This is a genomic window from Streptosporangium subroseum, from assembly GCF_900188345.1.
In the GTDB taxonomy this organism is placed as follows: domain Bacteria; phylum Actinomycetota; class Actinomycetes; order Streptosporangiales; family Streptosporangiaceae; genus Streptosporangium; species Streptosporangium subroseum.
On sequence record NZ_FZOD01000097.1, the window covers coordinates 1 to 21703 of the forward strand.

Below are 21703 nucleotides of genomic sequence, written 5' to 3' on the forward strand. Positions count from 1 at the left end.
GCCAGCATCACGGGTCCGATCTGGAAGGACACGATGCTGGCGGCGCTGAAGAACGTCCCGCCGACGTCGTTCACCCCGATCAACTCGGAGCGGTTCGGCGGCTGCGGCGAGAGCTGCCGGCCCGCGCCGCCACCCATGGACGGCGACGACACCCAGGAGGTCGGTCCCGAAGACGAAGACGGCGACGGCGGCTCGCGCGGCTAGTCAACCCGGAGTGCGGGTCTCTGCTGGACCGCTGAGTGTCCGGTTCATCCCACGAACCCGGGCGGAGGCCGCAGACGGCCCCCACGCCACCCGGATCTCACGGACGGAGGGGCACACCCGTCATTCGGCCGACAGGATCAGCCCGCTGGTCGGCACACCCGTGCCCGCGGTGACCAGGACGTTGTGCACGCCGGAGACCTGGTTCACCGAGGTCCCCCTGATCTGCCTGACGGCCTCGGCGATGCCGTTCATGCCGTGGATGTAGGCCTCTCCGAGCTGTCCGCCGTGCGGGTTCACCGGCAGGTGACCGTCGATCTCTATGCCGCCTCCGGCCACGAAGTCGCGGGCCTCGCCGCGCCCGCAGAAGCCGAGCTCCTCCAGCTGGGTCAGCACGAACGGCGTGAAGTGGTCGTACAGGATCGCGGTCTGGACATCCGAAGGCCCGAGCCCGGACTGCTCCCAGAGCCGGCCGCCGACCACCCCCATCTCGGGCAGGCCCGTCATGTCGTCGCGGTAGTAACTGGTCATCATCATCTGGCCGGCGCCCGCGCCCTGGGCCGCGCCGGTGATCAGGACGGGCGACCTGCGCAGGTCCCTGGCCCGCTCGGCGGAGGTGACCACCAGGGCCACGGCGCCGTCGCTCTCCTGGCAGCAGTCGAGCAGGTGCAGCGGCTCCACGATCCATCGGGAGGCCTGGTGCTCCTCCAGGGTGATCGGCCGCTGGTAGAACCACGCGGCGGGATTGGTGGACGCGTGCCTGCGCATGGCCACCGCCACCCTGCCGAAGTCCTCGGACGTCACGCCGTACGCGTGCATGTACCGCTGGGCGAACATGGCGACCCAGGCCGCCGGGGTCATCAGCCCGTACGGCACGTGCCAGCTCATCTCGAGTCCCTGGGACGAGGGCTCGCCGCCGATCCGGGCGTCCGGCTGGCCGAACCTGCGGCCCGAACGCTCGTTGAACGCGCGGTAGCAGACCACGGTCTCGGCGACGCCGGTGGCGACCGCCATCGCCGCGTGCAGCACCGTGCCGCAGGCCGCGCCGCCGCCGTAGTGGACGCGGGAGAAGAACGACAGGTCGCCGATGCCCACCTCGCGGGCCACGGCGATCTCGTCGTTGGCGTCCTGGGTGTAGGTCACCAGCCCGTCCACGTCCGACGGCGTCAGGCCCGCGTCGTCCAGCGCCGCGGACACCGCCTCGGCGGCGAGCTGGAGCTCCGACCGGCCCGACTGCTTGGAGAACTCGGTCGCGCCGATGCCGGCGACGGCCGTACTCCCCGAAAAGGAGACCACGCTGATGGAACCTCTCTGCGAAGGGGGATCGCGGTCAGCGACGGGGCAGGACGAGCCTGACGGTTCCGGAGGCGTGGTCGCCGAGGCTGACCTTGCCCCGGATCTCGACGGTGAACTCGTCGCCCTCCTGCGAGACCACCGCGCCGGTGAAGGACAACCTGTCGCCCGCGTAGGCGGGGGCGCCGAGCTTGACGTTGATGCCGCGGAGGATCGCCTCCGGACCCGCCCAGTCGGTGACGTAGCGCTCGACGAGACCCATCGTGGTCAGGATGTTGAGGAAGATGTCCTTCGACCCCTGCGCCCTGGCGCCCTCGACGTCGTGGTGGACCGAGGTGAAGTCCATCGTCGCCAGCGCGGTCGAGACGATCAGCGTGGGGCTCAGCTCGATCGTGAGCTCGGGGAGAACCGCGCCGATCTCGACCTCGTCGTCGGTAAGTGTCCGCATCACGCCTCCCGGGGGATCCACATGGGCAGGGTCAGCTCGTCGTCCATCTGGCGATACGTCACGCGCACCGGCATACCGATACCCACTTCAGAAGAAGCGCATTCCGTGACGTTGCCCACCATGCGCACACCCTCCGGCAACTCCACCACGGCGACCACAAAAGGCGTCTCGCGTCCGGGAACCGGTGGATGGTGATGCACGACGTAGCTGTAGACCTCGCCCTCGCCTCCGGCCACCACGTACGTCCGGTCGGCCGAGCGGCAGGAGGGGCAGACCGGCCCCGGCGGGTGCCGGAGCTCCCCGCAGCCCGCGCACTTCTGGATCCGGAGCTCGCCCTTGGCGACACCCTCCCAGAAGAACTCGGTGTCCCTGTTGACCGCGGGCCTCAGCGGATACGGCGCACGCGGTGCCGCGTCGTCCATGGCGGTCACGGTCTTCGGCGGGTCCGGTGTGCGCGCCGCGTCGTCCATGGGGGTCGCGGGCCTCAGCAGATACGGCGCACGCGGTGCGGCGTTGATGGTCGCGGGCTTCGGCGGTGGGACTTCCTCCCGTTCCCTGGGCCGGAATTTCAGCACCCGGAACAGCATCGTGGCCACGGGCTCGTCGCCCGCGTACCAGGTGACGTTCCAGGTGACGAAGTAGCCCTCGCCGAGCGCCGTCCGCTTCGGCCCGGAGAGCCCGGCGAACCGGGTGGCCGGGACCGGCCGCTCGCCGAGCCTCACGTAGCGGTGGTAGGTCTGCTCGCAGTTGGTCGCGACCACGCCCGTATGGCCGTTCTCGTCCAGCATCCTGAGCACGTCGTCGACCGGCGTGCTCACCTGCCTCCCGCTCCTTCTCACGCCCGGCATGCTCCAGACCTGGATCATCGCCGGGGGCGCCACGATCTCCCCGTGCACGCCGCCCTCGGCCGCCTCGGGATCGGTGTAGAGCGGGTTGGCGTCTCCGATGGCGTCGGTCCAGTGCCGGATCATCGGGAGGTTCACCGGGTCCGCCGCGGCCACGCCCCGGACCTCGCCCATCTCGATCCGCCGCTCGGCCAGGGCGGTGAGCCGTTCGTGGAAGGTGCCGCCCTCCGCCGCGCCCGTACCCGCCGTCATCGGGGCGGCCTCGGCAGGTTCAGGCCGAGCATGGCGATGAGCTCCCGCTGGACCTCGTTGACGCCGCCGCCGAAGGTGAGGACGAGCGAGCCCTTGGCGCCGCGGTCGACCCGCTCCATGAGGTCCGCGGTCTCGGGGTCGGCCGGGTCGCCGAAGCGGGCCAGGACGTCGCCGACGATCCGGCCGACGTCCTGCAGCCGCTCGGAGCCGTAGACCTTGGTCGCGGAGGCGTCGGGGGCGCCCAGCCAGCCGAGGTCCATGTTGGCCGCGACCTGCCAGTTCAGCAGCTCGTTGGTCCGGAAGTAGGCGTAGACCTGGCCGAGCGCCCGACGTACGGCGGGCTCCTCGATCAGGCCCGTACGGCGGGCCCAGTCCAGGAACCTGTCGTAGGTGTGGGCGATGTTGCCCGCGGGACCGAGCGTGACCCGCTCGTGGTTGAGCTGGTTGACGATCAGGTCCCAGCCCTTGTTCTCCTCCCCCACCACCATGTCCACCGGCACCCGCACATCGGTGTAGTACGTGGAGTTGGTGTGGTGCCGCCCGTCCATCGTCCTGATCGGGGTCCAGGAGAAGCCGGGGTCGGCGCAGTCCACGATCATCATCGTGATGCCGCGGTGCTTCTTGGCGTCCGGGTCGGTGCGGGCCGCCAGCCAGATGTACTGGGAGTAGTGCGCGCCCGAAGTGAAGATCTTCTGGCCGTTGACGACGTAGTGGTCGCCGTCGCGGACGGCGGCGGTGCGCAGGGACGCCAGGTCGGTGCCCGCCCCCGGCTCGCTGTAGCCGATCGCGAAGTGGCACTCCCCGGCCAGGATGCGCGGCAGGAAGAACTCCTTCTGCTCCGCCGTGCCGTACTGCATGAGGGTCGGGCCGACGGTCTGGACCGTGATGATCGGGTAGGGCACCTCGGCGCGGGCGATCTCGTTGGCGAAGATCTGCTGCTCCAGCGGGCCGTACCCGCCGCCGCCGTACTCCTTCGGCCAGCCCAGTCCGAGCTTGCCGTCGCGGCCGAGGTTGCGGCAGTGCTCCATGTAGACCTGGCCGAACGGGTCGGTGGCGATCTTCTTGCGGTCCTCGGCGGTCAGGCAGGCGCCGAAGTACTCGCGCAGCTCGCCGCGGAGCCTCTTCTGGTCGGGGGTCAGGTCGATCAGCATCAGACGCGTGCTCCGATCGTGTCGAGCCGGGCCTCCACGCCGCCCAGCAGGTGGGCGTGGTGTTTGCCCCAGGCGAAGTAGCGGTGCAGCGGGTAGGTCACGTCCACGCCGATCCCGCCGTGCAGGTGCTGGCAGGTGTAGAGCGCTCTGAGCATCGAGTCGGTCACGCTGAAAGCCCCGACGGTCAGGTCCGTCTCGGCGTCCTCGGCCGATCCCTCGGCCAGCAGCCACGCCCCGGACCACACGGCCACGTCCAGCGCCCGCCCGGCGATGTAGACGTCGGCGATCTGCACGGTCACCGCCTGGAACTCGGCCAGGGCCCGGCCGAACTGCTTGCGGGTCCTGATGTACTCCGTGGTCAGCGCCAGCGCCCCGGCCAGGACGCCGGAGGAGACGGCGATGATCCCGGTCAGCGCCAGCCGCCGCAGTTCGTCGAACGCCTCGCCGTCCTCGGCCCCCACCAGCTCGCCGGGGGCGTCCTCCAGGATGAGCGTGGCGGCGGGCTCGCCGGTGGTGACGGTCACCGGTCGCAGGGTCACCGCCGCCGGTTCGACCAGGAACAGTCCGATGCCGCCGTCCGTGACGGCCGGGACGAGGATCCTCGACGCCTCGGCCGCGTAGGAGACCGTGCCCTTGGCGCCGTTCAGCACCCATCCGCCGCCGTCCCTGCGGGCGGTCGTGGTGGGTGTGGCGCCGAGATCGCGGCCGGGCTCGCGCAGCGCGGAGGTCAGCGCGATCTCTCCGTCGGCCAGCGGGGCCAGCGCCTCGCGCTGCCCGCGGGAGCCGTGCCGGGCGATGACCAGCGCGGCGACCAGGCTCTGCTCGGCGGGAACCGGGGCCACGTGGCCGCCGATCTCCCGCAGGATGACGGCCAGCTCGACCGGCCCGAGCCCCGCGCCGCCCGCCTCCTCGGGGAGGCAGACGCCGAGCAGCCCGGCCTGGGCGAGGGAGCGCCAGAGGCCGATGTCGTACGGCGCGCCGCTCGCCTCGTGGGCTTCCAGCCTGCCGACGGTCACCTCCCGGCCGAGTAGCTCCACCGCGAGTTTGCGCAGTTCGGTCTGCGTCTCATCAAGATTGAAGTCCACTAGTGCTCCAGGGGTGCTGTCGACCGTGCCGATGAACCCGTCGTCGATCTGCCGGACATCCCGTTTTCCGCAAGGAATGCCAGGGATGCCAAACCAGCCGTTCCAAAAAATAGAACAGATTCTATTCGGCGTCTAGGGCCTGCCGATCGCGGCGGGTGACGGAATAACCCCCGCACGGCATATCCCATGTAAGAGCAGGGCGTCTTTACGACCGGCGAGTAACGCATCCGCGCATCCAGAAATCAGATAACGTGTTCTCATGCGTACCCCGCATGTGCCCTCGGAAGTGCCGTCGACCCCGCGCCCCGCCGGCACGGCAGCCCCGAGCGACGCCGAATCGATCATGATCAAGGGGGCATCCGACATGCAGAGCGAGCCGGCCTCCGTCGGCGTCCGCACGAGGAGTCAGCACCAGCGGCGCAAGCGCATCGTCCAGGCGGCCGCCGCCCTCGCCTCGCGTGGCGGTGTCGAGGCCATGCAGATGCGCACGGTCGCCGAGCGCGCCGGGGTCGCCCTCGGGACCCTCTACCGCTACTTCCCCTCCAAGATGGATCTCGTGGTCGCCGTCGTCGGCGAGGAGATAGACCTTCTGGAGAGCAGCATCGAGCGCCGTCCGCCCAGTGCGGTCACGGCGTCGGGGCGGGCCGTCGACATCCTGATGCGGGCCACCCGCGGCCTGATGCGCGAGCCCGAGCTCGCCGACGCGCTCATCCGGTCTCTGATCATGGCCGAGGTCGACACCCCGTTCGGCGACCGCATGGCGGGGCTGCTGCTCCGCGTCGCCGGAGACGATCTCACGGTGGAGACCGCCACCGAGGAGCAGTTCGCCCTCGCGGGCTCGCTGTCCAGCATCTGGGTGCACGAGCTGATGGAGATGCTCCGCGGCCGTCGCACGTACGAGCAGATCCAGCGCCGCATCGAGATCGCCGCCGCCCGCCTGCTCGCCGATTTCCAGGCCCCTCCTTCCGCCCGAAACTAGAACGGGTTACAGTCGCAACCGGAAGATGACCAGAGTGACGTTCTGGAGCGACGCGCGAGCGAGCGGGCCGGCAGGCATGGGGTGCTCGCGGATGCGGGTTCCGAGCCGGCGGGCGAGAGGATCCCCATGGGTGCAGTGATCGTCGAAGCCGTACGAACTCCGATCGGCAGGCGCAACGGCTGGCTGGCGGGGATGAAGCCGCAGGCGATGCTCGCCGCTGCGCTCAACGGCCTCGTCACCAGGTCGGGGATCGACCCGGCGACGGTGGATCAGGTCTTCGCCGGATGCGTCACGCAGGCGGGCGAGCAGGGCGGGCACATCGGACGTCACGCCTGGCTGTACGCGGGCCTGCCGTACCGGACGGGCGTGACCACGATCGACGCGCAGTGCGGATCCTCGCAGCAGGCCGTGCACCTGGTCGCCGCCCTCATCCAGTCGGGCGTCATCGACGTCGGCATCGCCTGCGGCGTCGAGGTGATGAGCCGGGCGCCCCTCGGCAGCAACGTGCTCCCCGCGCGGCCGCGGCCGGACGACTGGGACCTCGACCTGCCCGACCAGTTCACCGCCGCCGAGCGGATCGCGCAGCGGCGCGGGCTGACCCGTGAGCGGCTCGACCTGTTCGGCGCGCGGTCGCAGCGGCTCGCCGCGGAGGCGTGGGCCGGCGGCCGGTTCGACCGGGAGGTCGTCGAGGTGACCGCACCGGTCCTCGGCGAGGACGGCGAGCCGACCGGCGAGAGCCGTACGGTCAACAGGGACCAGGGACTGCGCGAGACGACCGCCGAGGGGCTCGCCAGGCTCAAGCCGGTGATGGGGGACAACGGCCTGCACACCGCGGGCACCTCCTCCCAGATCTCCGACGGCGCCGCGGCGGTCCTGCTGATGAGCGAGGAGGCCGCCGCCCGGTACGGCCTGCGGCCCCGGGCGCGGATCCTCGCCCAGGCTCTCGTCGGCTCCGAGCCGTACTACCACCTGGACGGCCCGGTGGACGCGACCGCCAAGGTCCTCGCCGCCTCGGGGACGACCATCGAGGACATCGATCGGTTCGAGGTTAATGAGGCATTCGCCTCGGTGGTCCTATCCTGGTCATCGGTTCATCAGCCGGATATGGACCGGGTCAACGTCAACGGCGGCGCCATCGCACTCGGCCACCCCGTCGGTGCGACCGGTTCCCGGCTGATCACCACCGCCCTGCACGAACTGGAGAGATCAGACTCCTCGACCGCGCTGGTATCGATGTGCGCGGGCGGGGCGCTCGCCACCGCCACGATCCTCGAGCGCCTTTGAACAGGCCGATAGGAGCCCTCCCCCGTGAAGTCCCGCCGCAGGCCGTACAGCGAACAACGCCCGATCGACGCCGGCGGCGGGGTGTGGAGCGTGCCCGTGCCCATCCCCGGCAACCCGCTCGGCTACACCCTGATCTACGCGATCGAGTCCCCCGCCGGGCCGGTGCTGATCGACGCCGGGTGGAACGATCCGGAGTCGTGGCTGGCGCTGCGTGACGGACTGGGCTCGGTCGGCATGGACATCCGCGACGTCAGGGGCGTGGTGGTCACCCACTTCCACCCCGACCACGCGGGGCTGGCCGGGCAGGTCAGGGAGGAGTCCGGGGCGTGGATCGCCATGCACGAGGCCGACGTCGCGCTGGTCGAGCTCATCCGCGACTTCGAGGAGGGCGCGCACCAGGACTTCCAGGCCGACATGCTGCGCCGCGCCGGAGCGGGCGCCGTCGAGGTGGAGGAGGTGACGGCGAACCGGCCGCGGCCGCCCGCGCGGCCCGATCTCGTCCTTCGCGACGGCGACCTGATCGACGTGCCGGGGCGCAGGCTCCGTACGATCTGGACCCCCGGCCACACGCCGGGTCACATCTGCCTGCACCTTGAGGACGCCGACCGGATCTTCACCGGGGATCACGTGCTCCCGGCCATCACCCCGCACATCGGCATCTACCCGTACGACCGCGCCGACGTCGACCCGCTCAGCGACTTCCTGGACTCGCTGGAGAAGGTGAAGGGTCTCGGCGACCTCGAAGCCCTCCCCGCCCATGAATGGATATTTCCCGATACGGCAGCCCGCGCGACGGAGATCGTCGCCCACCACGAGGAGAAGCTCATCCGGATCGCCGCCCTGCTCTCCGAGGCGGAGGAGCCTCTCACCATCTGGGAGATCGCCGCCCGGATGACCTGGAACCGCCCATGGGAGGACTTTCCTCCCATGTTGCGCGGCATGGCGGCCGGAGAGGCGGCGGCCCACCTGCGCACCCTGGAGGTGCGCGGCGTGATCCGTCGCACCACGGGGACCGATCCAGTCCGCTTCGCCCTACACTCATAGGGTAGACATCGGATGTCTGCGCGACCCTGAGGACGGTGGAGTGTGGCGGTCACCGACGCCGCGATCGACAAGATCAAGCAGATGATCCTGTCTGGCGAGCTCGCTCCGGGCAGCAGGCTGCCCAAGGAGGCCGATCTGGCCGAGCGGCTCGGCCTGTCACGAAACTCCCTGCGTGAGGCTGTCCGCGCCCTGGCCCTGATCAACGTGCTGGACGTGCGCCAGGGCGACGGCACCTACGTGACCAGCCTGGAGCCGCGGCTCCTGCTGGACGCGATGTCGTTTGTCGTGGACTTCCACCAGGACGACACCGTCCTGCAGTTCTTCCAGGTCCGGCGGATCCTGGAGCCCGCGGCGACCGCGATGGCCGCGACCCGGATGTCCGAGGCCGAGGTCGCCGAGCTGCGCAAGATCCTCGACGCGCTCCCCGTGGACCCGAGCGTCGAGCAGCTCGTCGCCAACGACCTCCAGTTCCACCAGCTCATCGCGGAGGGCTCGGGCAACGCGGTGCTGTGCTCCCTCATAGACAGTCTGTCGGGCCCCACCACCAGGGCCAGGATCTGGCGGGGTCTCACCCAGGAGAACGCCCTGGAGAAGACCCGAGAGCAGCACAGCGCGATCTGCGAGGCCATCGCCACCCGCCAGCCGGAGATAGCCCGGGCCTGGGCCACGGTCCACATCGCCGGCGTCGAGGAGTGGCTCCGCAGCGCCCTCGCCTGACGGGAGCCACCGGGTGGGCCGGGGTCCGGGCGCGTGATCGCCCGACACCTCGGCGAACGGGCCCGGCCCGGATCGAACGATCCCGAGCCGGCGCGGCTCTCCCGCCGATCAGCTCGGCAGACCGGCGAACATCCCGGGCTCGTAGGAGCCCCCCTGGTTGCGCACGATCACGCCGAGCCGGTTGGCCGCGTTGATCATGGCGACCAGGTAGACCAGCGCGGCGACCTGGTCGTCGTCGTAGTGCTTGCGCACCTGAGCCCAGGTCTCGTCGGACACGCCGTGGTAGGCGTCGGCGAGTCGGGTCCCCTCCTCGGCGAGCGCCAGAGCGGCCCGCTCGGCCTCGGTGAACACGATGGACTCGCGCCAGGCGGCGACCAGGTGGAGCCGGACCGCGCTCTCCCCTGCGGCCGCGGCCTCCTTGGTGTGGTAGTCGAGGCAGAAACCGCAGCCGTTGATCTGGCTGGCGCGCAGCATCACCAGCTCCTGGACGTCCCCGGGCAGCGGCGACTGCTGGATCGCCAGGCTGACGTTGGTGAACCGCTTACCGATCTTGGCGCCGATCTCGTTGGTCATCAGGTTGAAACGGGGTTCCATGACGTCGTCCTCACTCGTTGTCTGACGCGCCGCGCGGATCGTTCGCGCGGCGTCCGGCGAACAAGAGATGCCGGCGGCCCGATCCCCGTGACGCCGCGGCGATGTGACGTGCGCCACCGGTCACGGGTGTCACAAAGCAGTGGGGACCGGCGTCTTGTGCGTATGGCACGATCGAGAGCGAACGGGCGGGAGCCGGCTATGAACGAGCGCAGCGAGCGAACAATGGACACCGGCGAACGGCTCGCTCGCGGCGGTCCCACGAACACCGGTGAGCGACTCACTCGTAGTGGTCCTATGGACTCCGCCACCGAGGCGTTCGTCGCCCACCGCAACCTGCTGTTCACCGTCGCCTACGAGATGCTCGGCTCGGCCGCCGACGCCGAAGACGTCCTGCAGGAGACCTGGCTGCGGTGGACGAACGTCGATCTGGGCATGGTGCGAGATCGGCGCGCGTATCTGGTCCGGATCACCACCAGCCAGGCACTCACCCGGCTGCGCACGCTCGGCCGGCGCAAGGAGTCCTACGTCGGCCCCTGGCTGCCCGAGCCGCTGCTGACCTCGCCCGACGTGGCCGAGGACGTCGAGCTGGCCGACAGCGTCTCGATGGCGATGCTGCTGGTGCTGGAGACGCTGGCGCCGACCGAGCGGGCGGTGTTCGTGCTGCGCGAGGTGTTCGATCTGGCCTACGACGAGATCGCCGAAGCCGTCGACAAGACCCCCGCCGCCGTACGCCAGATCGCCCACCGGGCACGGGCCCACGTCGCCGCCCGCCGACCACGCGGCACCGTTTCCGCGGCCGAGACCCGAGATGCGCTCCAGGCGTTCCAGCGGGCGGTCGAAACGGGCGACATGCAGAGCCTGCTCGACATGCTCGCGCCGGACGTCGTCTTCCTGGGTGATGGTGGCGGCGTCGTGCAGGCCGCACCGGCGCCCGTGGTGGGAGCCGAGATGGTGGCCCACGTGCTGGGCAGGATCGCCGCCGCGGTGTCGCTGCGGCCGGCACAGGTCAATGGCTGTCCGGCGCTGGTTCTGCGGCTCGACGGCGGGGTCGACACCGTCATGGCGGTGCGCATCGACGACGGCCTCATCACAGGGCTCTACGCCGTCCGCAATCCCGAGAAGCTGTCGCACATGGAGCGGGAGACCGCCCTGCGCCGCTGAGCCGGACCTCTTCTCCCGAAACCGCCCCGGGCCGCATGAGGAGCCGAGCATGACCGCCGAGGCCGGAACGGCACGCGCACCGTCGTCAATGCCCCCGGTCGACGCGGGCCCGGGCGATGAGGTCCGGGGCCGCGGCGGCGATCCGCTCCCGCATCGGACGCCGGCGCAGGGCGTCGAGCGCCTCGTCGACAAGACGGCTCAGGGGGAACGACAGCTCGGCCTCGAACTCGGTGGCCGCGGCGGTGGTGGCGGCCCATTCGGCTTCCAGCGTGGGCAACAGCGGCTCGGCCTTCGGTGACAGGCTGACGATCCGCTGACGGGCGTCCTCGCCCGGGGTGATGGAGACCAGATCCTGCCTGACCATCTGGGCGACCGTCTGGCTCGCCGCGGAATGGGTCACGCCGATCGCCTGTGCCAGGTCGCGGATGGAGCTGGGGCCCGAGGCGGCCAGCACCCGGATGACCGGGGTGAAGCGCGGGCGGAATCCGTCCAGTCCGAGGTCGGTGTAGACGGCCGCGACATCGGCGTCCAGGAGATCGAACAGGTGGCGTAGCCGGGTTCCGAGCAGCTCGGGTCCGGTTGCGGGAGAAGCCATGAAAGGAATATAACAGCGCTGTTGTATTTCTGTTGAAGGGATCTTGAACATGGGCGAGCTCTATCCGCCGATCGAGCCGTACGACCACGGGATGCTCGATGCCGGTGACGGCAACCTCGTCTACTGGGAGGTCTGCGGCAACCCCGACGGCAAGCCCGCCCTCGTCGTCCACGGCGGGCCGGGCTCGGGGTGCTCCCCCGGCCATCGCCGATACTTCGACCCGGACCGCTACCGGGTCGTCCTGTTCGACCAGCGCGGCTGCGGACGCAGCACGCCGCACGCGAGCGACCCGGCCACGGACATGAGCCTCAACACCACCGAGCACCTGCTGGCCGACATGGAGAAGTTGCGCGAGCACCTCGGGATCGACCGCTGGCTGCTCTTCGGCGGCTCGTGGGGGTCCACGCTGATCCTCGCCTACGCCGAGCGCCACCCGCATCGGGTGTCGGAGATCGTCATCCCCTCCGTCACCACCAGCCGGCAGTCGGAGATCGACTGGCTCTACCGGGGCGTCGGGCGGTTCTTCCCCGAGCAGTGGGACCGGTTCCGGGCGGGCGTTCCCGAGCCCGACGGCGACCTCGTCGCGGCCTACGCGCGCCTCATGGAACACCCCGACCCGGACGTGCGGGCGAAGGCCGCGACCGACTGGGTCACCTGGGAGGACGCCGTGATCTCCATGGAGCCCAACGGTGCGCCGAACGCCTACAGCGACCGCCCGCCGGCCGGCCTGCTCGCGTTCGTCCGGATCTGCTCGCACTACTTCGCGCACGGCTCGTGGCTCGACGAAGGTGTCCTGCTGCGCGAGGCGGGACGCCTGGCCGGGATCCCCGGCATCCTGCTCCACGGCCGCCTCGACCTGGGCAGCCCGCTCGGCACCGCCTGGGAGGTGGCCCGTGCCTGGCCCGACGCGCAGCTGATCGTCGTCGACGACTCGGGACATACGGGCAGCGACGCGATGCGCGATGAGATGCGCGGCGCACTCGACCGGTTCGCCCGGTAGCGAGCCGACGTCCGGGGAACCCCTCGGGACGGCTCGCCAAAGCCCTGCAGTCCGGGAGAAACCGCCTGAGGCGGCTCGCGAGAGCCCGGCGTCCGGGAGGAACCGCTTGAATCGGCCCACGAGAGCCCTGCGTCCGGGAGGAACCGCCCGAGGGCGGCCCGCGAGAGCCCGGCCTCACGCCGGACCCACGCGGGCGGTCCACGCTCAGACGACCCAGGCCGGCACGAGCTTGTCGCCGTCGGGCACGGCGCATTCCGCCGAGACCCGGATGCCGTCGGTCACGTAGGCACGCATGCCCGCGGGGGCGACGACGATGGCGGTGAAGCCGGTCGCCGGGGCCGCGCTCAGGCGGCGCGGCACGTCGGCCGGCATGACGAGCGTGTCGCCCGGCTCGACGGTGAGAGTTTCGTCGCCGAGCTCGACGGTCGCACCGCCGTCCAGCACGGTCCACACCTGCTCGGCGTCTATGGCGTGCGGCGGCCCCACCTGGCCGGGGTTCATGTCGACGCGCCAGACGACCTGGCCGGCACCGCCCTGGGACGGGGAGGCGAGCGTGGTCATGACGGCGTTGGGCGTCTCGGTCCTGCGGCTTTCGGCATGGCGGATGACAGGCATCGGGCAATCCCTCAAATAGACAACATGGTTGTCTAAATAGTGAACCAGGTTGTCTATCGTGTCAATCCGGCTGCGACCTCGGCTGCGGTGTGGAGTCGGTGCGTGTCTTCGACGAGCCGCGCGCCCGCCGAGACGCTCGGCGTGGCGTCTGCGACGCGAGCGGGCCCGACCATTCGAGATCGGGCCCAACCGTTTGCGGGCGGGCCTGGCCGTTCAAGAGCGGACCCGCCCGTTTGTGAACGGGCCCTGCCGTTCGCGAGCGGGCCCGACTGTTTGCGAGCGGGCCTGGCCGTTCAGGCCGGGATCAGTTCCTCCGCGACGAGGTCGGCCCAGAGGGCCTCGGGGACGGGCTCGGCCACCAGGGCCGCGTTGGCGATGACCTCGTCGGCGGAACGGGCGCCGACGACAACAGAGGCGATCGTCGGGTGGCGAAGGGGGAAGGCCAGCGCCGCCTGGGGCAGGGTGACGTCGTGTCGCTCGCAGACGGAGGCGATACGGCGAGCCTTGGCGAGGAGGGGCTCGGAGGCGGGGGCGTAGTCGTAGGTGCCCGCCGGGTCGTGGGTGGCGAGCAGGCCGCTGTTGAAGGCTCCCGCCGCGAGCACGGAGACGCCGCGCTCCTCGCAGAGCGGCAGCAGCTCCTCGGCCCCCGACTGGTCGAGCAGGGTGTAGCGCCCCGCCAGCATGACCAGGTCCACCTCCGTCTCACGGACGAACGCGGCGAGCATTCCGGCCTGGTTCATCCCGACCCCGACGGCCTTGATGACGCCCTGGTCACGCAGCTCGGCCAGCGCCGGGTAGGCCTCGGAGACGGCCTGCTCCCAGTGGTCGTCCGGGTCGTGGATGAGGACGATGTCGACCGCGTCGAGGCCGAGCCGCTCCAGACTCTCCTCCAGCGACCGCCGCACCCCGTCCCGCGAGAAGTCCCACACCCGGCGGACGTCGGCGGGCACGTCGAAGCCCTGGTCGTCCCTGCCTCCATCCGAGGAGGGGACGAGCAGGCGGCCGACCTTCGTCGACAGGGTGTAGGAGTCGCGGGGCCTTCCCGCCAGGGCCGCGCCGAGGCGCCGCTCCGACAGGCCGAGCCCGTAGTGGGGCGCGGTGTCGAAGAGGCGGAACCCCGCCTCGTAGGCGGCGTCCACCGCCGCCCGCGCCGCGTTGTCGTCCACCGCCGAGAACAGGTTCCCGATCGGTGCCGCGCCGAAACCGTACCTGCTGACCTGCACCGCTCGCTCCGTTCCTTACCGCTTGATGGTCTGTCCTGCTTCACGTCTCTCGTGCGGCCCGAGGTCTCCGCACGGCTTGACGTCTCTCATGCGGGCGCGCGCCCCGGCTTCACGTGTCTCACGCGAGCCGCGCGCCTCGGGCCCGTGTGCCTCGTGCGGCTCGAAGTCTCCGTACGGCCACACGCCGATGCGGCTCGCGCCCCATCGGGGGGCGAGCCGCATCGGCGGGGGGGGGCGAGCCGTGCCGCGTCAATCTTGGGCTTTACCGCCCGCCAGGCGACTGATCATCAGGGCGATCAGGATGATGGCGCCGTAGACGAGCTGCTTCCACTCTCCGGGAACGCCCTTCAGCGTCAGGATGTTCTCGACGAGGCCGATCACCAGGACACCGGTGAGGGCGCCGAGGATCGTGCCCTTGCCGCCGTCCATGCTGACCCCGCCGATGACGGCGGCGGCGAAGGCCATGAAGATCCAGCCGACACCCTGGTTGGCGCTGATGCCGCCCAGACGACCGGTCTCCAGCACTCCGGCGAGCGCGGCGATGACTCCGCCGATGATGAAGACGACCCACAGGACCCGCTCGACCCGGATGCCGGCCGCGCGGGCGGCGTCGGCGTTGCCGCCGATGGCGTAGAGCGAGCGGCCGACCCGGAAGTAGCCGAGCGCGACGATGGCCGCGGCGAAGAGCGCGCCCGTGATCCAGATGGCGGCCGGGAGGCCCAGCCAGGTGGCGCTGCCGAGGTAGAGGAACGACTCGGGCAGCTCGAACAGGCTCTTGCCCTGGGTGAGGCCGAGCTGGAGTCCGTGTACGACGATCATCATGGCCAACGTGACGATGAAGGCCGACAGCTGGAACCGCATGATCAGGAAGCCGTTGAAGGCGCCGACCAGGCCGCCGACCAGCAGGCAGAGCGGGATCGCCAGGATCCCGGGCAGTTCGAGGCCGAACCCGCCGGCCGCCACCGGGATGACCAGCATCACGCCCACGGCGGGCGCCATGCCGACCGTGGACTCCAGCGACAGGTCGAACTTGCCGGCGATCAGGATCAGCGCCTCGGCCAGCACCACCAGCGCCAGGGCCGACTGCTGCTGGAGGACGTTGGTCAGGTTGCCCATGGTGAGGAAGACCGGGTCCACGAACGAACCCGCGATCAGCAGGACGACGATCACCGGGACGAGGGTGAGGTCCCGGAACCGCCCGAGCTGAATTCGCCTGCCCTGTGGGGCGGCCACCGCGGGCGGGGTCGGCGGGGTCTTGGTAGTGGTCATCAGTGGTGGATACCTTCCATCGCCGTCACCAGCTCGGTGTCGGTCCAGCCGCGTGGGACGTCCTTCACGATCTTCCCGTGGAACATCACCAGGACCCGGTCGCAGATACGCAGGTCGTCGAGCTCGTCGGAGACCAGTACGGCTCCGGCGCCCCGGTCGGCCGCGTCCTCCACGGCGCCGAGGAGGGAGTGCTTGGCCTTCACGTCCACACCGGCGGTCGGGTTGATGACCACGAGTGCCCGGGGGTCGTCCGCCAGCGCCCTGGCGAACACGACCTTCTGGGCGTTTCCGCCGGACAGGTCCGCCACCGGCTGGTCGGGGCCGGTCGTCTTGATGTCCAGCCGTTCGATCATCTGGGTGCCGCGCTCGCGGCGGCGGGACGGGGAGATCGTGCCGAACCGGCCGAGCTTGCGCGCGATCGGGATGGTCGCGTTCTCGGCGATCGACAGCAGCGGGACGAAGCCCTCGTGATGCCGGTCCTGGGGGACGAAGCCGAGACCCGCGGCGAGCGCGGACGGCACGTCCCCCTGCTTGACCACGGTGCCGTTGACCGTCACCGTGCCGGTGCCGGCCTTGCGGAGGCCGACCAGGGTCTCCGCCAGGCTGACCTTCCCGCTGCTGCCGGATCCGGCCAGGCCGACGATCTCTCCGGCCCGGACGGTCAGGTCCACGTTCTCGTAGCGGCCTTCGAGCCCGAGCCCCTCGGCGGCGAGCACCACGGGGGCCGAGGCGTCGGCCGTACGGGAGCGGTATTCGTAGGCGGCGGTGACCTCACCGGTCATCGCGTCGACGAGCTCGCTGTGCGGGAGGTCGCCGACCGGGGTGGTGAGGATGTGCCGGGCGTCGCGGAAGACCGAGACGCTCTGGCAGACCTCGTACACCTCCTCAAGGTGGTGTGAGATGAACATCATCGTCACACCCTGTTCCCTGAGCGCGCGCATCCGGTCGAAGAGCCGCTGGATGGCCGGGCCGTCGAGCTGGGCGGTGGGCTCGTCCAGGATGATGAACCGGGCGCCGAACGACAGCGCCCGGGCGATCTCCAGCAGCTGGCGCTGCTCGACGTCGAGGTCCCCGGCGAGGATGGTGGCGTCCACGTCCACGCCGTACTGCTCCAGGAGCTGCCTGGCCCGCGTGCGCATGGCCCGCCAGTTGATCGCCCCCCGCTCCGTCTGACGGTTGAGGAAGAGGTTCTCCGCGACCGTGAGCGAGGGGATGATCGTCGACTTCTGGTAGACGCACGCGACGCGCTGCCGCCAGGCGTCCCGGTCGGCCAGCGGCGGCGCGGGCTGCCCGCCGAAGCGGACCTCGCCCTCGTCGGGCCGCTGGAGGCCGGTCAGGATCGACACCAGCGTGGACTTGCCCGCGCCGTTCCTGCCGACCAGCGCGTGCGTCTCCCCCTCGGTGATGGCGATCCCGGCACCGTTGAGCGCGGTGGTCGGGCCGAAGCGCTTGGTGATCCCAAGCGCCTCAACCGCCTTAACAGAAGATGTCATCACTTAACCTGGTTGCCCCAGAGAGCCTGGTCGTCCACGTTCTCCTTGGTAACCAGCGGGGCGGGAAGCTGGTCCTCAAGACCGTTCGGCAGCTGGATGATCGTGCTGTCGTGGTCCGTCGGGCCAGGCTGGAAGGTCTTGCCGTCGAGCGCGGCCTTGGCGTAGAAGAGCGCGTACTTGGCGTAGAGGTCGGCCGGCTGGGAGACCGTGGCGTCGATCTCACCCTTGCGGATGGCCTCGAACTCCTGGGGGATGCCGTCGTTGGAGACCACGAAGACGTGCTTGGGGTCCTCCGGCGGCACGATCAGGCCCTTGGCCTTGAGCACCTGCAGGGTCGGGGCCAGGTGGACACCGCCGGCGTGCATGTAGATGCCCTTGATGTCCGGGTGCTGCTGGAGACGGGTCTGCAGCATCGAGGCGGCCTTCGTGCCGTCCCACTCGGTGGGCTCGTCGAAGACGGTGATCGCGGGGAACTTCTCCTTCATGCACGCGCTGAAGGCCTCGGCCCGGTCGCGGCCGTTGATCGAGGAGAGCGCGCCCATGAGCTGGACGACCTTGCCCTTGCCACCCAGCTTCTCGCCGAGGAACTCGCACGCCTTGGTGCCGTAGGCCTTGTTGTCGGCCCGCACGACCATGTAGACGTTGCCCTTGTCGGGGCGGGTGTCCACCGTGACGACCGGGATCTTCTTGCCCTCCAGCGTCTGCAGCGTGGAGGCGATCGCGCCGGTGTCCTGCGGAGCCATGACGATCGCCTTGGCGCCCTGGCCGATCAGCGCCTGGGTGTTGGCGACCAGCTTGGCCACGTCGTTCTGGGAGTTGGTCGGCGGCATCAGGTCGACGCCGAGCTCGGTCGCCATCTGCGGGACGTACTTGTTGTAGGAGTTCCAGAAGTCGGAGTCGGCACGCGGGAAGTCGATCCCGACCTTGCCGCCTGCGGCCCCGGCGTCAGCGGTGGGCTGAGCGGCAGTGGTGGCGGCTGTGTCGGTGGGCTCCGACGAACCGCACGCCGAAAGGGTGAAAGTGATCGCAAGTAGTGCCGCGCCCGTCGCCGCAGTTCCGAGTTTCATACCGTTGCCTCGATTCGAAACCATATGGGGGGTGAATTGTCTCTAGTCTGATAACTCATTCGACAGGGTCTCTTCCCGTCGTGATCCTCACGGCTCCGCCGTCACGATCCGGTGGTCGATACGGTCTCCCGTCACGACCTCCGCGATCCTCACTGCTTCCCGTCACGATCCTCATGGCTTTACCGTCACGATTTCGTGATGCTCACGGTTTCCCGTACGACCTCGTGATTCTTACGACTTGGGCCGGAGCCTGAGCCCCTGCATCCCTCCGTCCACGGCCAGGGCCGTGCCGGTGGTGGATGCCGCGAGCGGGCTCGCGAGGTAGGCGATCGCGGCCGCGACCTCCTCCGCGCTCACCAGGCGGCCCATCGGCTGGCGCCCCTCTAGTGCCCCGCGCTCGGCCACCGGATCCCGCGCCGTGTCGAGGAGTCGCTGCACCCACGGGGTGTCCGCGGTGCCCGGGTTGACGCAGTTGACCCTGATGCCGTCGTGGACGTGGTCGGCGGCCATCGCCAGGGTGAGCGACTGGATCGCCCCCTTGGACGCGCTGTAGAGCGCCCGCTGGGGCAGTCCGGCCGTGGCGGCGATCGAGCAGGTGTTGACGATCGCCGCGTTCGCCGAGAGTCGCAGGTGGGGAAGGGCCGCCCGGGTGACCCGGACGGTGCCCAGGACGTTGACGTCCAGGACCCTGAGCCACTCGTCGTAGGGGTTGTCCTCGACCGTCCCCGCGGCGCCGATTCCGGCGTTGTTGACCAGGATATCCAGGCCGCCCAGCTGCTCGACGGCCTGAGCGACCGCCGCGATGACCCCTACCTCGTCGGTGACGTCGGCCTTGACCTCGACGAACGGCCCGCCGGACGCGTTGACGTCCAGGGAGGCGACCTTCGCCCCTCGCTCGGCGAGCAGGGTGAGCGTGGCCAGGCCGATGCCTGAGCCGCCACCGGTGACCAGGGCGCGCAGACCGTCGAACTCACCCATTGAGGGACCTCCAGACCGGACCGTCGGGATATGTGTGATCGGTGATCGAGGTGGCGCGCATGGCCGCGCTGAAGCCGGGAAGGCTCGGTGCGACGTAGGCGCCGTCCTTGATGACCACGGGGTCGATGAAGTGCTCGTGGAGGTGGTCGACGTACTCGATCACCTTGTTCTCCATCGAGCCGCTGACCGCGACGTAGTCGAACATCGACAGGTGCTGCACCAGCTCGCACAGGCCGACCCCGCCCGCGTGCGGGCAGACCGGGACGCCGAACTTGGCGGCGAGCAGCAGGATCGCGATGTTCTCGTTCACCCCGGCGACGCGGGCCGCGTCGATCTGGAGGTAGGAGATCGCGTCGGCCTGCAGGAGCTGCTTGAAGATCACGCGGTTCTGGACGTGCTCGCCGGTGGCGACCGGGATGGGCGCGATGCCGCGGGCGATGGCGGCGTGACCGAGCACGTCGTCGGGGCTGGTCGGCTCCTCGACCCAGTGCGGCCGGAACTCCGCCAGGGCGTTCACCCAGGCGATGGCGGAGTCGACGTCCCAGCGCTGGTTGGCGTCGATCGCGATGGGGAAGTCCTCGCCGCAGGTGTCGCGGGCGATGCGCATCCGCCGCCGGTCGTCCTCCAGATCGGCGCCGACCTTCAGCTTGATCTGGGTGAAGCCCTCGGCCATGGCCTCCTTGCACAGGCGGCGCAGCTTGTCGTCGCCGTAGCCGAGCCAGCCGGGGGAGGTGGTGTACGCCGGGTAGCCCCGCTCCCGCAGGTGCGCGATCCGCTCCTGCCTGCCGGGCTCGGCGGCGCGCAGGATGTCGAGTGCCTGCTCCGGGGTGAGCGCGTCGGTGAGGTAGCGGAAGTCGACCAGCGCGACGAGCTCCTCGGGCGACATCTCGGCGAGCAGCAGCCAGAGCGGCTTGCCCACCCGCTTGGCCTTCAGGTCCCAGAGCGCGTTGACCACGGCGGAGATCGCCATGTGCATGACGCCCTTCTCCGGGCCGAGCCAGCGCAGCTGGGAGTCGTGGACCATGTCCTTCCAGAGCGCGCCCATGTCCTCGGCGTCCTTGCCGACCACGTACGATTCCAGCGTCCTGATCGCGGCGGTCTGCACCTCGTTGCCGCGGCCGATGGTGAAGGCGAAGCCGTGGCCCTCGAACCCGTCGTCGGTCTTCAGCACCACGTAGGCCGCCGAGTAGTCCGGGTCCGGGTTCATCGCGTCGGAGCCGTCCAGCTCCAGCGAGGTCGGGAAGCGGATGTCGTGGGTCTCCATCGAGGTGATGCGGTAGGCGTCGCCGCCCTTCTCCCCGGTGCCGGACGCCACGGCGCCGGTCGGTTCGTTTCGCTCACTCATGCCTGTCCCACCGTCTGCCTCTGGCGCCCCATGCCGTCGATCTCCAGCTCCATGACCTGGCCCGCGCGCAGATAGGGCTTGTCCGGCAGGCCGAGCGCGACGCCGGCGGGGGTGCCGGTGTTGATGACGTCACCGGGCTCCAGGACCATGAACCGGCTGAGGTAACGGACGACCTCGGCCACATGGAAGATCATGTTCTTGGTGCTTCCGTTCTGGTACGGCATGCCGTCCACCCAGAGCCGGAGACCGAGGTCCTGCGGGTCGGCGATCTCGTCGGCGGTGACCAGCCAGGGGCCGAGCGGGTTGAAGGTCTCGCAGGACTTGCCCTTGTCCCACTGTCCCCCGCGCTCCAGCTGGAACTCACGCTCGGAGACGTCGTTGGAGATCGCGTAGCCCGCGACCGCCGCCAGGGCCTCCTCGTGACTCTCCGCGTAGCGGACGGTCTGGCCGATGACGACGGCCAGCTCGACCTCCCAGTCGGTCTTCACGCTGTCTCTCGGGATCAGCACCTCGTCGTAGGGTCCGACGATCGTGTTGGGAGCCTTCATGAAGATGATCGGCTCCGCCGGGATCTCGGCGTTCGTCTCCTCCGCGTGGTCACGGTAGTTGAGCCCGATACACACGATCTTCCCCGGCCGGGCGATGGGCGCACCGATCCGCAGCCCCTCGCCGTCCAGCACGGGAAGTTCGTCCCGCTCCAACGCCTCGCGGACGCGTGCCACTCCCCCGGAAGCGAAGAAAGCCCCGTCGATCTCGGCTTCCGAGATTTCGCGGAGATTACCGGCGCCGTCGAGGACCGCCGGTCGCTCCTGGCCGACGGGTCCTACTCGCAGCAGCTTCACACCGCACCCTTCATTCATACATCGGATGTCTTGTCCCGTGATGCTCGATGACGCCGAACCCCCGTGTCAACCCCTCATGGACCGATACATCCGATCCGTTATCGACACGAAACCGCAGCTGGCAGCCATATAACGGTACATCCCCGGATCGCGGGCGATGAGTCATCGGGTTGCTCTGTTCAGACGACGGACGGGCCCGCTCACGGGATCCCCGGGGCCGGC

General features: G+C 70.0%; 22 protein-coding genes. 7 read left to right on the forward strand and 15 right to left on the reverse strand.

The genetic code is table 11. The features are described 5' to 3' along the window. A partial coding sequence (locus CHC08_RS44785; RefSeq protein ID WP_143653637.1) for a hypothetical protein occupies positions 1–204 on the forward strand: 204 nt, incomplete at its 5' end. 120 nt (positions 205–324) lie between these two features. Here CHC08_RS44785 and CHC08_RS44790 read toward each other — a convergent pair. Genes CHC08_RS44790 through CHC08_RS44810 form a run of 5 tightly spaced genes read right to left on the reverse strand, consistent with a single transcriptional unit; the run spans position 325 to position 5275 of the window. Then, a complete protein-coding gene (locus CHC08_RS44790) occupies positions 325–1497 on the reverse strand; it encodes a lipid-transfer protein (RefSeq protein ID WP_089213467.1) in 1173 nt (390 codons plus the stop codon). A 34-nt stretch (positions 1498–1531) separates the two neighbouring features. Next, positions 1532–1942: a MaoC family dehydratase gene (locus tag CHC08_RS44795; protein ID WP_089213487.1), complete on the reverse strand. Its 411-nt coding sequence runs from the start codon at positions 1940–1942 to the stop codon at positions 1532–1534. Beyond that, positions 1942–3039, reverse strand: a complete 1098-nt coding sequence (locus CHC08_RS44800; protein WP_089213468.1) for a bifunctional MaoC family dehydratase N-terminal/OB-fold nucleic acid binding domain-containing protein — start codon at positions 3037–3039, stop codon at positions 1942–1944. Before CHC08_RS44800 ends, CHC08_RS44795 begins: the two co-directional genes overlap by 1 nt. Next, complete coding sequence (locus CHC08_RS44805; RefSeq protein WP_089213469.1) at positions 3036–4190, reverse strand: acyl-CoA dehydrogenase family protein; 1155 nt, start codon at positions 4188–4190, stop codon at positions 3036–3038. Before CHC08_RS44805 ends, CHC08_RS44800 begins: the two co-directional genes overlap by 4 nt. After that, positions 4190–5275 carry an acyl-CoA dehydrogenase family protein gene (locus CHC08_RS44810; RefSeq protein ID WP_089213470.1) on the reverse strand — a complete coding sequence of 362 codons (1086 nt, stop codon included), beginning with the start codon at positions 5273–5275 and terminating at the stop codon, positions 4190–4192. Before CHC08_RS44810 ends, CHC08_RS44805 begins: the two co-directional genes overlap by 1 nt. Before the next feature lie 364 nt (positions 5276–5639). On the opposite strand from CHC08_RS44810, the gene CHC08_RS44815 reads away from it, so the two are divergent. The 4 genes from CHC08_RS44815 (at position 5640) to CHC08_RS44830 (ending at position 9299) form a co-directional block, all read left to right on the forward strand. After that, positions 5640–6254 carry a TetR family transcriptional regulator gene (locus CHC08_RS44815; protein ID WP_089213488.1) on the forward strand — a complete coding sequence of 205 codons (615 nt, stop codon included), beginning with the start codon at positions 5640–5642 and terminating at the stop codon, positions 6252–6254. 126 nt (positions 6255–6380) lie between these two features. Continuing rightward, positions 6381–7538 (forward strand): steroid 3-ketoacyl-CoA thiolase, encoded by a 1158-nt coding sequence (locus CHC08_RS44820; RefSeq protein ID WP_089213471.1) that lies wholly within the window; start codon positions 6381–6383, stop codon positions 7536–7538. Positions 7539–7562: 24 nt separating this feature from the next. Continuing rightward, positions 7563–8582, forward strand: coding sequence for an MBL fold metallo-hydrolase (locus CHC08_RS44825; protein WP_089213472.1), 1020 nt, complete (start codon positions 7563–7565; stop codon positions 8580–8582). Between the two features lie 42 nt (positions 8583–8624). Beyond that, entirely contained in the window at positions 8625–9299 is a 675-nt protein-coding gene (locus CHC08_RS44830; RefSeq protein ID WP_089213473.1) for a FadR/GntR family transcriptional regulator, read from the forward strand. 108 nt (positions 9300–9407) lie between these two features. Here the strand turns inward: CHC08_RS44830 and CHC08_RS44835 are convergent, their stop codons facing one another. Continuing rightward, a complete protein-coding gene (locus CHC08_RS44835; RefSeq protein ID WP_089213474.1) occupies positions 9408–9893 on the reverse strand; it encodes a carboxymuconolactone decarboxylase family protein in 486 nt (161 codons plus the stop codon). A gap of 294 nt (positions 9894–10187) precedes the next feature. On the opposite strand from CHC08_RS44835, the gene CHC08_RS44840 reads away from it, so the two are divergent. Continuing rightward, positions 10188–11054 (forward strand): RNA polymerase sigma-70 factor, encoded by an 867-nt coding sequence (locus CHC08_RS44840; RefSeq protein WP_218825799.1) that lies wholly within the window; start codon positions 10188–10190, stop codon positions 11052–11054. An 85-nt stretch (positions 11055–11139) separates the two neighbouring features. Here the strand turns inward: CHC08_RS44840 and CHC08_RS44845 are convergent, their stop codons facing one another. Then, complete coding sequence (locus CHC08_RS44845) at positions 11140–11649, reverse strand: MarR family winged helix-turn-helix transcriptional regulator (protein ID WP_089213476.1); 510 nt, start codon at positions 11647–11649, stop codon at positions 11140–11142. Positions 11650–11698: 49 nt separating this feature from the next. Here CHC08_RS44845 and pip point away from each other — a divergent pair, with 49 nt between their 5' ends. Next, the gene (gene pip, locus CHC08_RS44850; protein WP_089213477.1) at positions 11699–12649 is read left to right on the forward strand and encodes a prolyl aminopeptidase; all 951 of its coding nucleotides are present in this window, start codon (positions 11699–11701) and stop codon (positions 12647–12649) included. 204 nt (positions 12650–12853) lie between these two features. Here the strand turns inward: pip and CHC08_RS44855 are convergent, their stop codons facing one another. The 8 genes from CHC08_RS44855 to CHC08_RS44890 all read right to left on the reverse strand — a co-directional run bounded on the left by CHC08_RS44855 (position 12854) and on the right by CHC08_RS44890 (position 21481). Beyond that, complete coding sequence (locus CHC08_RS44855) at positions 12854–13264, reverse strand: cupin domain-containing protein (protein ID WP_089213478.1); 411 nt, start codon at positions 13262–13264, stop codon at positions 12854–12856. 293 nt (positions 13265–13557) lie between these two features. Further along, on the reverse strand, positions 13558–14487 hold the full coding sequence (locus tag CHC08_RS44860; RefSeq protein ID WP_089213479.1) for an aldo/keto reductase: 930 nt from the start codon (positions 14485–14487) through the stop codon (positions 13558–13560). A gap of 249 nt (positions 14488–14736) precedes the next feature. After that, positions 14737–15756, reverse strand: coding sequence for an ABC transporter permease (locus CHC08_RS44865; protein ID WP_089213480.1), 1020 nt, complete (start codon positions 15754–15756; stop codon positions 14737–14739). Beyond that, on the reverse strand, positions 15756–17249 hold the full coding sequence (locus CHC08_RS44870; RefSeq protein ID WP_089213481.1) for a sugar ABC transporter ATP-binding protein: 1494 nt from the start codon (positions 17247–17249) through the stop codon (positions 15756–15758). The genes CHC08_RS44865 and CHC08_RS44870 overlap by 1 nt, the downstream gene beginning before the upstream one ends. After that, the gene (locus CHC08_RS44875) at positions 17249–18316 is read right to left on the reverse strand and encodes a sugar ABC transporter substrate-binding protein (protein ID WP_089213482.1); all 1068 of its coding nucleotides are present in this window, start codon (positions 18314–18316) and stop codon (positions 17249–17251) included. Before CHC08_RS44875 ends, CHC08_RS44870 begins: the two co-directional genes overlap by 1 nt. A 231-nt stretch (positions 18317–18547) precedes the next feature. Beyond that, positions 18548–19294, reverse strand: coding sequence for an SDR family NAD(P)-dependent oxidoreductase (locus CHC08_RS44880; RefSeq protein WP_089213483.1), 747 nt, complete (start codon positions 19292–19294; stop codon positions 18548–18550). Then, positions 19287–20639: an L-fuconate dehydratase gene (locus tag CHC08_RS44885; RefSeq protein WP_245878957.1), complete on the reverse strand. Its 1353-nt coding sequence runs from the start codon at positions 20637–20639 to the stop codon at positions 19287–19289. The genes CHC08_RS44880 and CHC08_RS44885 overlap by 8 nt, the downstream gene beginning before the upstream one ends. Then, positions 20636–21481: a fumarylacetoacetate hydrolase family protein gene (locus tag CHC08_RS44890; RefSeq protein ID WP_089213484.1), complete on the reverse strand. Its 846-nt coding sequence runs from the start codon at positions 21479–21481 to the stop codon at positions 20636–20638. The genes CHC08_RS44885 and CHC08_RS44890 overlap by 4 nt, the downstream gene beginning before the upstream one ends. Between the last annotated feature and the right edge of the window lie 222 nt (positions 21482–21703).